Origin of the sequence: Alteromonas lipotrueae, from assembly GCF_019249215.1 — a bacterium.
In the GTDB taxonomy this organism is placed as follows: Bacteria; Pseudomonadota; Gammaproteobacteria; order Enterobacterales; family Alteromonadaceae; genus Alteromonas; species Alteromonas lipotrueae.
In genome coordinates, this window is record NZ_JAESDI010000006.1 from 239,851 (window position 1) to 255,561 (window position 15,711).

Sequence of the window (15,711 nt, forward strand, 5' to 3'; positions counted from 1 at the left end):
CCCCACGCTAATGGCTTCATCCAATGCTGTTGGCATACATTAGTTTTCAAAGTCCACGTTGGGTTTCTAAGTAGGTGGCAAAGCTACCAAGCCAGTGACTTCCCATATAATGCATATCGTTTATCACCGCATCTACTCCTGCAACTTTATGTGCTTGTGCCGCACTATTTATTGCTGCTACACGCTTATCACCCGAAGGTAGCGCAGAAGCGATACCTTCAAGCATCCATGCACGACTTAAATTTAAGCCATCGAGGTGCGCAAGTTTACCGTCACTTTTATCCACTACAGTGGCTACGTTTATCCATGAAGCTTCGCCATCAATGGGAATGCTGGGTAAAAAAGCAGATAGCCACTTGGCGTAATTTTCAGTTGAATACACTCGGCGCATCAAGTCAGCTTCTGCAATACACGGAGATAAGAAATCTTGTCCTGAAGGTTCATAAGTCAAAGGGCAATTCACATCATTTGCGTATAATCGCGTGATGGTTTTGGTGAGCAAATTTTCAAATGCAACGTCGCCAGCAGTGCGGCTCCAATCTAACATAAGGCCGAATGCAAACGCAGTTTGGCTATGTTCGCCCACACGAATAGGAAACGAAAGTTTAGGGAGCCAATCTGTTACATTGGCCACGATTTTTTGCTCAAGTGGCAGTAGGGTGGTTAACCATTGTTTAGCTTCGGGCGAATTCCACTCACGTAGTTCACTAGTTAGTTGTAAAAACCATGCAAGCCCATAAGGACGCTCAAAACTTGTGCCTGTACCCTCACGGCTAAAGTAGGCGACTTCCCCAGTAATGTTTTCTTTGGTAAAACTGATATCGAGGTGTTTTACAATGTCTTGGTAGTGTGGCGTTTCTGGATATTGGCTGGCGATTCGGGTTAATAACCAATGGCCATGTACAGAAGAGTGCCAATCAAAGCAGCCGTAAAACGCAGGGTACAGCTGTTTAGGCGGCTTAACATGTTCTGTCCCTGTCATCATGTGTTTAATAATGTTTGGGTACTCTTTATGAACGCAGGCTAAAGCGAGTTGCGCAAAACGGTTTACAACCGTTAAGTCACTTGATGAGACGTTGGTGTTTACAGTCTTTGCTATCAGCGATGGTGTAACGAGGGTGAGCACGAGTATAAGCTTACGAAGCATGGTTAATTTCATAAAATAAATGCCAATCTGTCTTAAGGGGGGAGTGCCACGTTATTCGTCGTAAAAGTAAAATAACGTGGCGGCAAATAATGGGGTTAATCTTTCAAATGCGCTCGCTAAGGTTTTTATAAAGGCTTTTGCAACGACGCGATATATGCTTCAACAACGGTTTTGACGAACACTTGGCAAGCCTCTGCCGTGTTAGGGTTATACTCGCCATGATTGGTAATGTTGTTCGACAGAATACGAATACCAAGAAAAGGTACGCCATAAGCATGAGCAATTTGCGCTGCCGACGCAGATTCCATTTCTTCTACGCTGGTACCTAGATTTTTGTGAAGCCATGCAATGCGGTCAATTTCGTTATTCCAAAAATTACCGCTGCCGATGGTGCCTTTCACAACGTTTCCACTTTTGTGTTCCTTGCTTAAGGACATCGCGAGCTCAAGTAAGATTTCATCACCTGCATAAAAACGAATCTTTTCAGCATCTGATGCACTGTCACCTTCGCCTGCACTGCCTTCTGAAGCCATTAAATCCATTGGGATCCACGTAAGAGGGCGCGAACCTTCGCCCGCTTCTAGCTTAGGGGTCTTGAAATTACTCGCGTTTACGCTTTTTTCGCCCAATACGATATCACCGACTTTAAGCTTAGGATCGTGTCCGCCCGATGTGCCCTGGTTAATAATGATTCTGGGCTGATAACGACTTATGCCTATGGCCGTTGCCGCAGCAGTGTTCTCTAAACCTTTTCCTGTTTTAGCCACTACGATAGGGTGACCGTTTAGCGTCCCTAAATAGAATGTGGCGTTACCTGAATGTTCAACTCGTACGTCGGTTAATAATGATGCGAAATATTCTGCTTCAATAGGCATTGGGCCTTGAATCATGATTGGCGCTAATGGGGTTTCAGAAGAGGTTACGGTTACGCTCTTCATGGAAGATTCAGCCATGCTGTTAAAGCAAAGTAGCGCAAAAAACGCGGAAAAAAGTGGAGCGGTTATTTTCATTGTTATTCCGTTTAAAGTAAGAAGAGTAAGTAAACTGCGAGTAAAAGCGCCTTTCATTTCTACCAGTTCGTTATGTGAATTACAATGTGAATAGACAGTAAGTGAGGGGAAATGCAGAGTGTAGGATGCGCATAAAAAAGGCAGCCCCTGGCTGCCTTTTAAAAAGTGCTAAGTAGGAATAACGCTTATTCTACTTCAACAATCTTAAGCGTATTGGTTGCACCAATTTTTTCCATTTCATCACCATAAGTTAAAATGATGTTGTCGCCGCTTTGCACTAAACCTTTGGCTTTTAGTGCTGCAACTACGTCATATTTCAACTGACCAGGCTCGCTTTTCGATGAATCGAAATAAACCGGCTTAACACCTCGGAACAATGCCATAGTATTTAATGTGCCTTCATGACGAGACATCGCGATAATAGGCAAAGAAGTAGTAATACGCGACATTAACTTAGGCGTATTGCCGCTTTCGGTTAATCCTACGATAGCTTTTACGCTAGGTAAGTGGTTTGCTGCGTATACTGCTGATAAAGCAATTGATTCGCTGGTAGATGAGAAAAGCTCATCCATACGATGCTTAGAAATTTTAACGCTAGGGTGCGTCTCAGCACCTTCACAAACCCGCGCCATTGCTTGTACAGTTTCAATTGGAAAGCTACCCGCCGCTGTTTCAGCTGAAAGCATAACCGCGTCAGTACCATCTAGTACTGCGTTAGCAACGTCCATAACCTCTGCGCGCGTAGGCATAGGGCTATCAATCATCGATTCCATCATTTGCGTTGCAGTAATAACGATTTTATTAAGTTGGCGTGAACGGGCAATAAGCTTCTTCTGAACGCCCACTAGCTCGGCATCACCAATCTCTACACCTAAATCACCACGCGCAACCATTACAGCATCTGACGCACTGATAATGTCAGTAATGGCTTCATCAGTGGCTACGGTTTCTGCACGCTCAACTTTGGCGCAGATTTTCGCAAAACAACCCGCTTCTTCGGCCAGCTTTCTTGCGTAATTAAGATCTTCACCACTGCGAGGGAATGAAACCGCAAGGTAATCAACACCAATCTCAGCAGCAGTAATAATATCTTTCTTATCTTTTTCTGTAAGGGCTTCAGCAGACAAACCACCGCCTTGACGGTTGATGCCTTTATTGTTTGATAATTTACCGCCAACAGTCACTTCTGTTAACACTTTGCGGCCTTCTACGCCGGTTACTTTAAGTTGAATACGACCATCATCGAGTAACAAAATGTCGCCAGCACTTACATCATCAGGTAGTGCTTTATAGTCGATACCAACTTGCTTAGCATCACCGGCATCGCGATCTAATTCAGCATCAAGAGTGAAACTATCGCCAATAGACAACTGAACCGCGCCTTCAGCAAAACGTGCAACACGAATTTTTGGCCCTTGCAAATCGCCTAAAATGGCAACGTACTTACCTAAGTTTTTAGCTGCTTCTCTTACGCGCTTCGCACGCTCGATATGATCTTCTGCTTGTCCGTGTGAAAAGTTCATGCGAACCGTGTTTGCACCGGCGGCAATCAGTTCTTGAATTTTTTCGAGTGAATCAGTGGCAGGGCCAAGCGTAGCAAGAATTTTCGTTCTTCTGGTCATTAGGAGTCCGTCGCAATTTTTAAGTGATGAAGCACAAATAGATATATGGCTAGCCTATGCATATTGTACAAAGGTTGACCTGTAATCGCTTTACGTAATTTTATTACAGAATAGTAGATGAATCTGACATAAATGTGAATGAAAGATGAAGAAATGAGAACTGAGCCGACCAGTTACGTCATTCACCTCAATAAAGAGTACTAATGCCATTCACTGCCTTTTCTGTATTTTAAATAATCAATAGTTAAGCTTGTTTCACTTAACTAGGGTAGCAGGTATGGTGAGAAAATGTGGTTAATTACCGTATAGGGTAGGGCGCTAGTCGTTTAACAAATCACGACAAATGTAGCCATCCGAGTTAGGCTGCGCAGAATGTGCAGGCGCTAACTCGAATGCAATAACAAGAAGTATCTATTCGTTGCGCTTTTCGTAGCGTGAACCGCGTAAGGTGTCTTTCACCCGCTTTAAATTCTCTCTGAATTTGTTTCCGCGGCGTAGTGTGAACCCGGTGGCCAGCACGTCAATAAGCGTAAGTTGTGCAATTCGAGACGCCATAGGCATATACATATCGGTGTCTTCTGGTACTTCAAGCGACAAAACGTACGTACACTCATGTGACAATGGGCTGTCGGCTGATGTTATACCTACTACTGTTGCATCGTTCATGCGGGCAATCTGTGCAATTTCTACCAAGCTTTTTGTACGGCCGGTATGTGAGATAAGCACCACAACATCACCCGTAGAACAGTTCATGCAACTCATACGCTGCATCAAAATATCCTCAAAGTAGACAACAGGCACGTTGAAGCGGAAAAATTTGTTTAGTGCATCGTGTGCCACAGAGGCAGATGCGCCAAGTCCGAAAAACGAAATTTTCTGTGCTTGGGTTAACAAATCTACAACGCGATTAACCACTTGCACGTCTACAGACTGTCGCGCAACTTCAAGAGAAGCCATGGTCGATTCGAAGATTTTGTTGGTATAATCCTCTGGCCCATCGTTTTCATCAACATGACGGTTTACGTACGGCGTTCCATTTGCGAGACTTTGTGCTAAGTGAAGTTTAAAGTCTGGGAAGCCTTTGGTATCTAACCGTCGACAAAAGCGATTAACAGTCGGCTCACTTACATCCGACATTTTAGCCAAGGTTGCTATACTCGAGTGAATAGCTGTCTGCGGATTCGCAAGGATCACATCAGCCACTTTTCGTTCTGATTTGCTGAATGACGCTTTATTTTGTGTAATTTTTTCTAAAATATTCATACAGAAATAGCAATTAGTAAGGGAAAATTGATGTAGGTTACCCGACTCATAGTACCCAATGTGACGGAAGTGACAAGAAAAATGTAATTTTTTGACATTTTTTATCGCTGACAGGTAACAAAAGGGGTCAAGATAGGGGAGTAACCCTTTAATATACAGAAATGAGATTCAATAGCTCTCAAAAGTTGTAATTTTACTACATTTAGTGTTAACTATATGCTAATAACACGTGGATGGCGTTAGAAGGTACGTCTACCTCACGTTAGTTTCACACATACATTTAAAAGGTCGACGAAAATGGTATTGGAAAATTCCTACGAACCCTGTGATTTCGTGCTATTTGGCACATTGGGTGATCTTTCACGACGCAAATTACTGCCGTCATTATATCAGCTTGAGAAAGCAGAGCTCATCCACCCAGACACTACGATTGTAGGTGTAGCCCGCCATGCAATGGAGTTAGAAGACTATATCGCCGAAGTGCATGCCAACTTAGTGAAGTTTGGTGATAAAGCGCTTTGTGAAGAAACGTGGGAGCGTATGAAAGCGCGTCTTCATTATGCGTGTGTCGATATGAAAGATATCGCTAGCTACTGCGTTTTAGAAGACCATGTTGATCCGACTCGTACTATGGTGTGTTACTTAGCAACACCACCTTCTATCTATGGCGATATCTGTCGTGGTTTGCACGGCTGCAAAATTATTGATTCAAGTGTGCGTGTGGTGCTTGAAAAGCCGATTGGTCACGACCTTGAATCTTCAAAGGTAATCAACGAACAAGTTGCCGAATACTTCGACGAGAAACAAATTTACCGTATCGACCATTACTTAGGTAAAGAAACGGTACTTAACCTCGTTGCACTTCGTTTCGCTAACTCTATTTTCGCGACTAATTGGGATCATAACTGTATTGATCATGTCCAGATATCAGTAGCAGAATCGGTCGGTATTGAAGGGCGTTGGGGATATTTTGATGATGCTGGTCAAATGCGCGATATGGTGCAAAACCACTTACTTCAAATTTTAAGCCTAGTGGCCATGGAACCGCCTACCACGCTTGATGCAGATAGCATTCGTGATGAAAAGCTTAAAGTACTTAAAGCATTACGTCCGATCAACTCAAGCAATATTAGCGAAAGCACGGTTCGTGGTCAGTACACCGCAGGTTTCGTCAAAGGTGAAGAAGTACCAGGCTACTTGGAAGAAGAGGGTGCAAACACCCAAAGTAGAACGGAAACCTTTATTGCGATTAAGGCTGAAATAGACAACTGGCGCTGGGCAGGGGTTCCTTTCTACCTTCGCACCGGTAAGCGTATGCCGTCGAAAGTCAGTGAAGTCGTTATTTACTTCAAGCGTCAGCCTCACAACCTGTTTGGCGATAGCTTCAAGAACTTACCGCCGAATAAATTGGTTATTCGTCTTCAGCCAGATGAAGGCGTTGAAATTACGGTAATGAACAAAGTGCCTGGCTTAACCAGTTCTGGTTCTATGGATTTACAAAAATCTAAATTGAACTTGAGCTTCTCTGAAGCCTTTGCCGACGATCGCATCCCTGATGCTTACGAAAAGCTACTTCTTGAAGTGATGTTAGGTAATCAGGCGCTGTTTGTTCGCCGCGATGAAATAGAACAAGCCTGGACATGGGTTGATTCAATTCTAGAAGCATGGAAATCGTCTAATGAACCACCAGAGCCTTATCAAGCGGGCACGTGGGGACCGGTAGATTCAATTGGCCTATTGGCTCGAGCCAATCGCAGTTGGTACGAGAGTAAAACGGCAAGGAAGAAGAAATAATATGGCATTAACAACCCTTTCATTCGAAACACCCGATGCACTTACCTCAGCATTTGCTGAAGACCTAGTGAGTATTCTTAACACGGGCATTAAAACCCGCGGACGTGCATCACTCGTGGTGAGCGGTGGCAGAACGCCGCTTGCTTTGTTCAAGCAATTGAGCGAAACCGACATAGAGTGGGACAAGGTAGACATTACCCTTGCCGACGAACGTTGGGTGGAAGAAGGCCATGAAGCCAGTAATACCAGCTTAGTAAAAGCGAACCTTATTCAAAATAAAGCAAGTGCAGCACATTTCGTTGAATTAAAAAGTGATGTCGACGATGCCAGTGAAGGCGTAAATGCTGCTGAAACCGCGATTGCTAGTATGTCCCAGCCTTTTGATGCGCTTATTTTAGGCATGGGTGAAGACGGTCATACTGCGTCGCTATTCCCTTGTTCTGAGCAAGTCAACGATGGCTTGAGCATGAACAGCGGTCGCACGTGTATTGCTGTACAACCTACAACTGCACCCCATCAACGTATTTCACTTACGTTGCCGGCGTTGCTAAATAGTCGACATATTTTTCTGCATTTAACCGGTGATAAGAAAAAGCACGTACTGCTTGATGCACTGGATAATGCTACCGAAGCGCAAAAGCCCATCACGGCCGTGGTAAACAGAGCCCCGGTAACCTTGATGTGGGCGCCATAGGAGACAATGATGGATTCAAGAATTGCAGAAGTTACGCAGCGTATTATAGAGCGTAGCAAAGACAGCCGTAAGGCCTACTTAGAAAAAATTGAACACGCGCGCCGCCAAGGCCCTCACCGTGGTGTGCTTTCTTGCGGTAACCTAGCGCACGGTTTTGCAGCCTGTGGAACAGAAGAAAAATCTGATCTGCGCTCGATGACCAAAGCGAACGTGGCGATTGTATCTGCTTACAACGACATGCTTTCGGCGCACCAGCCATACGAAACTTATCCAGCGATAATTCGCGATGCAGTAAAAAGCGTAGGTAGCGTGGCTCAGTTTGCTGGCGGTGTTCCCGCTATGTGTGATGGTGTGACTCAAGGTCAAACCGGTATGGATTTGAGCTTAATGAGCCGTGACAACATTGCCCAAGGGGCTGCTATTGCGCTTTCGCACAATATGTTCGACTCAACCCTTATGCTAGGTATTTGCGATAAAATCGTACCTGGATTATTAATGGGTGCGTTAAGCTTTGGTCACTTGCCAACGGTCTTTGTGCCCGCGGGTCCTATGCCTTCTGGCTTACCGAATAAAGAAAAAGCGCGTGTTCGCCAAGAATACGCAGAAGGTAAAGTAGGGCGTGATGCGCTACTTGAAGCTGAATCTCAGTCTTATCATTCTGCGGGTACATGTACTTTCTATGGTACGGCAAACTCTAACCAGTTAGTGGTAGAGATGATGGGCCTCCACTTACCAGGTTCTTCGTTTGTAAACCCAGGTACAGAGCTTCGTGATGCCCTAACGAAAGCGGCTTCTATCCAAGCGACACGTATTACTGATTTAGGCGATACATACCGCCCAATCGGAAATATCGTTGACGCAAAAGCCATTGTTAACGGTTTAGTAGGCTTGCTAGCAACCGGTGGTTCAACGAACCACACCATGCACTTAATCGCCGTTGCACGTTCAGCGGGTTACATCATTAACTGGGATGATTTCTCAGACATTTCTAATGCTGTGCCATTGCTTACTCGTATTTACCCTAATGGCTCTGCTGACATTAACCACTTTGTTGCTGCTGGCGGTATGTCATTGCTTATTAAGCAACTGCTAGATGCCGGGTTGTTACATAACGACGTTAATACAATTTGTGGTGAAGGGCTAGACTTCTACACCAAAGAGCCAATGTTGAAAGACGGTGAGCTTGAATGGCGTGATGGTCCTACTGAGTCTTTAGACAAAGAAGTACTTGCCACGGTAGAAACGCCGTTTAAACCAGATGGTGGATTAAGTGTACTAGAGGGTAACCTTGGTCGCGGTGTCATTAAAACATCAGCGCTTCGCACCCCACATTGCACTATCAAGGCGCCAGCAGTTGTGTTTGAAGATCAGTTTGACTTAGACGCAGCATTTAAAGCGGGCGACTTAGACAAAGACTGCATTGTAGTCGTTCGTTTCCAAGGGCCTTCGGCTATTGGTATGCCAGAACTGCACCGCTTAACACCACCTCTTGGCGTGTTACAAGACAAAGGTTTCAAAGTAGCCTTGGTAACTGACGGTCGTATGTCTGGTGCATCAGGTAAAGTCCCTGCTGCAATTCATGTTACTCCAGAAGCCTATAAAGGCGGTTTGCTTGCTAAAGTACAAGCAGGAGACTTGATTGAGTTGAATACTGAAACGGGCGCACTAACCCTGCATGTTGATGAAGCCACGCTAGAAGCTCGTGAAGCGACACCTGCTGATATTGGCCATCACCATATTGGTATGGGCCGTGAAATGTTCGGCGGTATGCGTGCCATCCTAACAGGTGCTGAAGAAGGTGCATGCTCGTTGTTCTACAACCAGGAGCAGGCGCTATGAGCCAGAAGTTTGTGGCCGATGTAGGGGGCACTAACATTCGCGTTGCTCGGGTTACCGAAACAGGCGTAGCCGATATAAAGAAATATATGTGTAATGATTTTGCCAGTATCGACTTGGCAATTTCACAGTATTTTACCGATATGCCTGAATACCAATTCACCGAAGGGTGCATTGGTATTGCCTGCCCAGTCTTGGGCGACCAAGTGGTGATGACTAACCATAGCTGGGCGTTTTCGCAAAATGCGCTACGCTCACAGTTAAAATTAGACTCACTGTTTGTGATCAACGACTTTACCGCAGTAGCACATTCATTACCGGTATTGAATGAGTCACAGGTTGTCCAAATTGGTGATGGCACGGCGAAAGCCGGTGGCAATATTGCGGTATTTGGCCCGGGTACTGGCTTGGGTGTAGAGCATATCACTATGACCTCTTCTGGGTGGCAAACCCTAGACGGCGAGGGTGGTCATGTTGACTTCTCTCCCGTTGATGAAACCGATGTTGTGGTGTGGCGTCACCTGCAAAAGAGTTTTGGCCGCGCTTCTGCCGAAGAAGTAATGTCAGGCAGGGGATTACATAATATCTATACCGCACTAGCACAAGATGCAGGTAAAGAGGCTACATTCGCTGAACCTGCTCAAATTACCGAAGCCGCATTAGCAGGTACCTGTGATATTGCTGCTGCCACGTTAACGCAGTTCTGCAGAATTATGGGCAGCTTTGCCGGTAATTTGGCGTTAAATATGGCCACAACAGGTGGCGTTTTTATCGGCGGTGGTATAGCTAACCGTTTCCCTGAATTCATTCAAAATAGTGACTTTAGAGCTCGTTTCGAAGCGAAAGGGCAAATGAAGCACTATGTGAAAGATATTCCTACTTATTTGATAGCAGAGCCTGATCACGGCTTATTAGGTGCAGCTGCTTATCTTCAACAACATACTGCGAGCTGATTTATGACAAGTAAATGGAAATATTCGCCAGCTGATATCTTTGCTGCTGGCCCTGTTGTACCTGTATTGGTTATCAACGATGTGGAAAAAGCAGTTCCGCTAGCAAAAGCGCTAATGGCCGGCGGTATTAAAGTATTGGAAGTAACCCTTCGTACGCCAGCTGCCATTGACGTAATTAAACGTATTGCTGACGAAGTGCCTGATTCGCTTATCGGTGCTGGAACAGTAACAAATGCACAGCAGCTTAAAGCGGTTATTGAAGCGGGTGCTAAATTTGCAATTAGCCCTGGCATGACAGCTGATTTGCTAAAAGCGGGTATGGAAGCAGAAATTCCACTTATCCCAGGTATTTCATCAACGTCTGAACTAATGAAAGGGAAAGACGCGGGTTACACCCATATGAAATTCTTCCCAGCTGAAGCGTCTGGTGGAGTGAAAGCGATAAAAGCGATCAGTGGCCCATTCCCCGAGTTTACGTTCTGCCCAACAGGTGGCATTGGCCCAGGTAACTACAATGATTACCTTGCCCTTAAGAATGTTGTTTGTGTTGGTGGCTCGTGGTTAGCGCCAGACGATGCCATTGAGTCTGGTGATTGGGATCGTATTACGCAACTTGCCAAAGAAGCCGTTGCGGGTGCCAACATCAGCTAATAAAAATGCTTTATAAAAGCCCCGATAATAATGACTGGTATGATGTCACTTATTATCGGGGCTTTTTTATTAAAGACGATTTACCTGTTATGACGAATAAATCGGGCTAAATGCGGCATTAGTGGGAAGCACTTGTGCTGGCGAGTTCATACTTGTATACATTTGTATTTACCAATAAGCACGCAGTATGCCGTTAGACGGCGCGCTAAAGCATTATACAGGCGTTATCGTTTGCACCATGGCGTGAGACTCACTTGGCTGTAGTGTCTTGCCCTGCGTGATAGACGACTCTACACAAAGCATATGTTTGTAGCCAAACGGATCCATATCAGAAATTGACGCAGCGCCCTGCCATGGGTTCCAAACCACCAATGAGTCGTGGCCTTTTGAACCTACATCGGTAAATGGTGTATCGTTTACCACAATAGACGCTTTCTCTACCGCACTCATATGAATACGGTCAGTCTCTGCCGTAAAGGTATAGTTCTCAGGTGTGGGTTTTATCGTCCAGTCATCCAGTTTATCTTTATAGTCGCCGGTTAAGCCTAAAAGGCGAACCGCTTGAATATGATCAACATGGAAGTAACTGTGTAACGCACAGTTGTAGGTAAATGGCACTACGCCTGTGTTTTCCGTTATTAACGACACGGTGAGGGTATCACCTATCGTAATTGATAGGGTAACCGCACAGTCATGTTCAAACCCTTCTGCTCTTGTGAAGGAAGGGGTAAGCGTAATATGCGTGCCAGTTTCATCTTCACTAGATGATGTTAATTGCCACACTTGTGTGCGCAAAAAACCATGGGAAGGTAGCTCACCTTTCGCTTTACCATGGTCATCACTAAACCATGGCCAGCAGACAGGTATTCCGCCACGAATGGGGCGTTCACCGTTAAGGTAGGCATGGGGGCTCACCCATAAGCGTTCTTGTTCATCTTTTTTGGGAATAAAAGATAAAACATGTCCACCAAATAAACTGATTTTTGCTGAAGCGAGGTGGTTATCTACCTCTAAAAACGTCAATCCGTTTGATTCGCTTACTTGCAATGATTCTGTTGACATAAATCCTCCATGAAGCAACGTGTTGATTGTACCGTTGTCGAGATTTCCACAAGGTCCCGCATTACCATTTAATAATGGCTCATTGTGCAATGAAAACAAAAAAGGTGCGAATATTATTCGCACCTTTTTTCAGTCTATTAACAATGTCTTCAATAACTGACCAATAGTGTTGCCGTTATTGATAAACGTGATTACTTAGAAATGTGAGCAACCAAGTCTAGAACTTTGTTTGAATAGCCCCATTCGTTGTCGTACCAAGAGATAACTTTTACGAATGTGTCAGTAAGTGCAATACCTGCTGTTGCATCAAAAATTGACGTATTGGCGTTGCCGATAAAGTCATTTGATACTACCGCGTCTTCAGTATAGCTCATGATACCTTTAAGCTCGCCTTCAGACGCTTCTTTCATTGCCGCACAAATAGCGTCGTAGCTAGTTGGTGTGGCTAGGTTAACAGTAAGGTCAACCACTGAAACGTTTGGTGTAGGTACGCGGAAAGCCATACCTGTTAGTTTTCCGTTAAGCGCAGGAATAACTTTACCTACTGCTTTAGCAGCACCAGTAGACGAAGGAATGATGTTTTGGCCAGCACCACGACCGCCACGCCAGTCTTTCATAGAAGGACCGTCAACGGTTTTCTGTGTAGCTGTAGTCGCGTGTACTGTGGTCATTAGGCCATCTACAATACCGAACTTATCGTTAAGTACTTTTGCTAGAGGCGCTAGACAGTTAGTGGTGCACGATGCGTTTGAGACAATAGTTTCACCCGCGTAGCTTTCATCGTTAACACCCATAACGAACATAGGCGTGTCGTCTTTAGAAGGTGCAGACATAACCACTTTCTTAGCACCTGCCTCGATGTGCTTAGCAGCAGTTTCTTTAGTAAGGAACAAACCAGTCGATTCAACTACCACGTCTACATCTACTTCATTCCATTTAAGGTCTGAAGGATCTCTTTCAGAGGTGATGCGAATGGTTTTGCCGTTTACAACTAAGGCGTTGTTGTCTACTTTAACTTCACCGTCGAATAAACCGTGCGTTGAATCGTATTTTAACAAGTAGGCAATGTAATCTGTATCTAATAAGTCGTTAATAGCAACTACTTCGATGTCTTCACGGGCAGCAGCCGCGCGCATTACTAAGCGACCAATGCGACCAAAACCGTTAATACCGATGCGAATTGTCATGACGTACCTCGATTATTTTTGAATATGAAAATAAATTACGTAAAGTATGGATCAAAATGCCATAATTGGCAAAACAAAAACGCTAAACTGTTGGAAAGTTACGAACAACAGCTTATGCAATCGTATTCAGTTTTCATAGCGCGACTGTTTCTAGAATAATGTTAATATTTTGTACGTATAAGCAAATTTGCTTTGTGCAAATTAAGCGTGCCTCTCACAGGAATACAGGAACAAGTTACGATGACACAAGATCTTCTGCAACAACTGGTTGAAATGCGTGGAATAGAGACTCAATATGTCGACGCATGGGGCAAACCAGCAACCATCGCAGAGTCAAGTAAAGCCAAATTACTTAACGTGCTGGGTTATGACACCGCCAGTGAAGAAAAGATTCAGTCGCAAATTATAGACGACATTAGCTCAGTGTGGTTATCTCCTCTGAACCCTGTTCAAGTGGTTCGTAACGATGAAGCTATTGTTGTCGTTGTGCGCCTACCTATAGAACTTGTAAACGATGAACATGTCATTACAGTTCAGTGTGAAAACGGAGAAATTGAAAAACATACGTTTACACCGGTAGACCAAGAAATGACGACGATGGCACACATCGATGAGGTGGAGTTCCATGAATACATGGTGTCGTTGCCACTTACCTTACCGCTTGGTTATCACACTATGGCGTTAAGTGCTGACGACGATCAGTTTGCCGAGTCTCGCATCATTGTTGCGCCTAAAGCCTGCTACACCCCTGAGCCTATAGCGGCCGGTAAAAAGATTTGGGGATTAAGTGTGCAGCTTTATTGTGTACGTAGTGAAAAGAACTGGGGGATAGGTGATTTCTCCGATCTTGCAACACTAATTGAAAAAGCCGCAGGGGTAGGAGCTGATTTTATCGGCCTTAACCCTATTCATGCACTTTATCCAGCAAATCCTGACGCGTGTTCTCCTTATGGGCCGAGCTCTCGTCGTTGGCTAAATTACTTGTATATTGATGCTTCTGCTGTTGAAGGTTTTGATGATGACAGTGTTCAAGCCGTGGTGAATGCTGAAGATTTTCAAAAAACGCTGAGTCATGCTCGTGCAACTGAGCATGTAGATTATGAAGCTGTCGCACATATTAAATTGGCGGCGTTAAAAGCGGTATTTGATGTCTACGATGCTCGCCACCTCAGAAAAAATACCAAGCAAAATAAAGCATTCAAGGCGTTTATTGCACAAGGTGGCGAAAGCTTAGACATGCTGGCGGTATACGATGCGCTTCAATCTCATTTAAAAGCGAAAGGAAAAGACTGTTGGGGATGGCCTGTATTTCCTGAAGAATACAAAGACTACCATAACCCTGCTGTTGCGAAATTCAAAAAAGCCAATGCCAGCGAAGTAAAGTTCTATTTGTTCTTACAATGGGTAGCGGCGCAACAGTTAGAAGCGGCAAGTAGCAAAGCCTCTGACTGCGGTATGACAATTGGTTTATATCGAGACCTTGCGGTTGGGGTGAGTGAAGGTAGCGCAGAAATTTGGGGTAACAAAGATTTGTACTGCACCGATGCCAGCGTGGGTGCTCCACCTGATATCTTAGGGCCTTTGGGGCAGAACTGGGGGCTTCCTCCTATGGATCCTCGTAAGCTCTACGAACAGGCTTACCAGCCAATCATTGACTTATTTGCAGCCAATATGGCGTCGTCGGGATCCCTCCGTATTGATCACGTAATGGCATTGCTACGATTGTGGTGGGTTGTCAAAGGTGATGACGCGAAAGAGGGGGGGTACGTGTATTACCCTGTTGATGATTTGTTGGGCATCTTAGCCCTTGAAAGCCATCGTAACCAAAGCCTCGTCATAGGCGAAGATTTAGGTACTGTACCAGAAGAAATTCGTAGCAAGTTGGCAGACAATGGTGTGTATTCATACCGTGTATTTTTCTTTGAACAAGCAGAGGACGGCGGTTTCTTCTCGCCAAGCCATTACCCCGTGCAGTCTATGTCTACGCTTACTACACACGACATGCCTACGCTTATAGGTTACTGGCATTGTTTAGACTTGGCGCTAGGTAAAGACATTGGCCTTTATCCTACAGATGAAATTCTGCAAACCCTTTATACTGACCGTCACGCGAATAAGCAGTCTATATTGGACTCACTACATGGACATCTCTCGGTAGCGGATAATGTAGGTAGAGATGTGAACTCTACAGGCATGACAGCAGAACTTAGCCAAGGTATGCAAGTGCACATGGCTGGCGGTTCTAGTGCGTTGCTAAGTTTGCAGTTAGAAGATTGGTTACAAATGGACAAGCCCGTGAATATTCCAGGTACGTTTAATGAGTACCCTAACTGGCGTAGAAAGCTGACCAGGAATGTTGAGGCTATTTTCGAGACTCATGATATAACAGAGTTGGCAGCACAATTAACGCAAGCACGCAAACAAGCCAGTGCTTAAATTATAATTTTCATTTTCTAACGTGAACATGTTGGCGTGCAATTATGCACGCCTTT

12 protein-coding genes are annotated in these 15,711 nt (G+C 44.8%); 6 read left to right on the top strand and 6 right to left on the bottom strand.

Annotated elements, in window-relative coordinates:
- Window positions 1–46: 46 nt before the first annotated feature.
- The 4 genes from JKP82_RS08885 to JKP82_RS08900 all read right to left on the bottom strand — a co-directional run bounded on the left by JKP82_RS08885 (window position 47) and on the right by JKP82_RS08900 (window position 5,042).
- The gene (locus JKP82_RS08885; RefSeq protein ID WP_159531617.1) at window positions 47–1,159 is read right to left on the bottom strand and encodes a DUF2891 domain-containing protein; all 1,113 of its coding nucleotides are present in this window, start codon (window positions 1,157–1,159) and stop codon (window positions 47–49) included.
- Window positions 1,160–1,272: 113 nt separating this feature from the next.
- Window positions 1,273–2,157, bottom strand: a complete 885-nt coding sequence (locus JKP82_RS08890) for a 5'-methylthioadenosine/S-adenosylhomocysteine nucleosidase (protein ID WP_159531615.1) — start codon at window positions 2,155–2,157, stop codon at window positions 1,273–1,275.
- Between the two features lie 185 nt (window positions 2,158–2,342).
- Entirely contained in the window at window positions 2,343–3,779 is a 1,437-nt protein-coding gene (gene pyk / locus JKP82_RS08895) for a pyruvate kinase (protein WP_159531613.1), read from the bottom strand.
- 411 nt (window positions 3,780–4,190) lie between these two features.
- A complete protein-coding gene (locus JKP82_RS08900) occupies window positions 4,191–5,042 on the bottom strand; it encodes a MurR/RpiR family transcriptional regulator (RefSeq protein WP_126873424.1) in 852 nt (283 codons plus the stop codon).
- A gap of 297 nt (window positions 5,043–5,339) precedes the next feature.
- Here JKP82_RS08900 and zwf point away from each other — a divergent pair, with 297 nt between their 5' ends.
- The 5 genes from zwf to JKP82_RS08925 are packed head-to-tail and all read left to right on the top strand — an operon-like array spanning window position 5,340 to window position 10,970.
- Window positions 5,340–6,836, top strand: a complete 1,497-nt coding sequence (gene zwf, locus JKP82_RS08905; RefSeq protein ID WP_159531611.1) for a glucose-6-phosphate dehydrogenase — start codon at window positions 5,340–5,342, stop codon at window positions 6,834–6,836.
- A 1-nt stretch (window position 6,837) separates the two neighbouring features.
- Window positions 6,838–7,530: a 6-phosphogluconolactonase gene (pgl, locus tag JKP82_RS08910; RefSeq protein WP_159531609.1), complete on the top strand. Its 693-nt coding sequence runs from the start codon at window positions 6,838–6,840 to the stop codon at window positions 7,528–7,530.
- Between the two features lie 9 nt (window positions 7,531–7,539).
- Window positions 7,540–9,369, top strand: coding sequence for a phosphogluconate dehydratase (gene edd / locus JKP82_RS08915; protein ID WP_159531607.1), 1,830 nt, complete (start codon window positions 7,540–7,542; stop codon window positions 9,367–9,369).
- Window positions 9,366–10,319: a glucokinase gene (locus tag JKP82_RS08920; protein ID WP_218396715.1), complete on the top strand. Its 954-nt coding sequence runs from the start codon at window positions 9,366–9,368 to the stop codon at window positions 10,317–10,319. Before edd ends, JKP82_RS08920 begins: the two co-directional genes overlap by 4 nt.
- Before the next feature lie 3 nt (window positions 10,320–10,322).
- Window positions 10,323–10,970: a bifunctional 4-hydroxy-2-oxoglutarate aldolase/2-dehydro-3-deoxy-phosphogluconate aldolase gene (locus tag JKP82_RS08925; protein WP_129739037.1), complete on the top strand. Its 648-nt coding sequence runs from the start codon at window positions 10,323–10,325 to the stop codon at window positions 10,968–10,970.
- A gap of 213 nt (window positions 10,971–11,183) precedes the next feature.
- On the opposite strand, the gene JKP82_RS08930 is transcribed toward JKP82_RS08925, so the two are convergent.
- Together JKP82_RS08930 and gap are read right to left on the bottom strand one after the other, a co-directional pair.
- The gene (locus JKP82_RS08930) at window positions 11,184–12,032 is read right to left on the bottom strand and encodes a D-hexose-6-phosphate mutarotase (RefSeq protein ID WP_218396717.1); all 849 of its coding nucleotides are present in this window, start codon (window positions 12,030–12,032) and stop codon (window positions 11,184–11,186) included.
- A gap of 191 nt (window positions 12,033–12,223) precedes the next feature.
- On the bottom strand, window positions 12,224–13,219 hold the full coding sequence (gene gap / locus JKP82_RS08935) for a type I glyceraldehyde-3-phosphate dehydrogenase (RefSeq protein ID WP_159531601.1): 996 nt from the start codon (window positions 13,217–13,219) through the stop codon (window positions 12,224–12,226).
- Between the two features lie 240 nt (window positions 13,220–13,459).
- Between gap and malQ the strand changes: the two genes are divergently transcribed.
- Window positions 13,460–15,655, top strand: coding sequence for a 4-alpha-glucanotransferase (gene malQ / locus JKP82_RS08940; RefSeq protein ID WP_218396719.1), 2,196 nt, complete (start codon window positions 13,460–13,462; stop codon window positions 15,653–15,655).
- The last annotated feature ends 56 nt before the right edge of the window (window positions 15,656–15,711 follow it).

Excerpts from the sequence above, each read along its gene's own strand:
- JKP82_RS08885 (WP_159531617.1), bottom strand. The coding sequence starts at position 1,159 with ATGAAATTAACCATGCTTCGTAAGCTTATACTCGTGCTCACCCTCGTT.
- JKP82_RS08890 (WP_159531615.1), bottom strand. The coding sequence starts at position 2,157 with ATGAAAATAACCGCTCCACTTTTTTCCGCGTTTTTTGCGCTACTTTGC.
- pyk (WP_159531613.1), bottom strand. The coding sequence starts at position 3,779 with ATGACCAGAAGAACGAAAATTCTTGCTACGCTTGGCCCTGCCACTGAT.
- JKP82_RS08900 (WP_126873424.1), bottom strand. The coding sequence starts at position 5,042 with ATGAATATTTTAGAAAAAATTACACAAAATAAAGCGTCATTCAGCAAA.
- zwf (WP_159531611.1), top strand. The coding sequence starts at position 5,340 with ATGGTATTGGAAAATTCCTACGAACCCTGTGATTTCGTGCTATTTGGC.
- pgl (WP_159531609.1), top strand. The coding sequence starts at position 6,838 with ATGGCATTAACAACCCTTTCATTCGAAACACCCGATGCACTTACCTCA.
- edd (WP_159531607.1), top strand. The coding sequence starts at position 7,540 with ATGGATTCAAGAATTGCAGAAGTTACGCAGCGTATTATAGAGCGTAGC.
- JKP82_RS08920 (WP_218396715.1), top strand. The coding sequence starts at position 9,366 with ATGAGCCAGAAGTTTGTGGCCGATGTAGGGGGCACTAACATTCGCGTT.
- JKP82_RS08925 (WP_129739037.1), top strand. The coding sequence starts at position 10,323 with ATGACAAGTAAATGGAAATATTCGCCAGCTGATATCTTTGCTGCTGGC.
- JKP82_RS08930 (WP_218396717.1), bottom strand. The coding sequence starts at position 12,032 with ATGTCAACAGAATCATTGCAAGTAAGCGAATCAAACGGATTGACGTTT.
- gap (WP_159531601.1), bottom strand. The coding sequence starts at position 13,219 with ATGACAATTCGCATCGGTATTAACGGTTTTGGTCGCATTGGTCGCTTA.
- malQ (WP_218396719.1), top strand. The coding sequence starts at position 13,460 with ATGACACAAGATCTTCTGCAACAACTGGTTGAAATGCGTGGAATAGAG.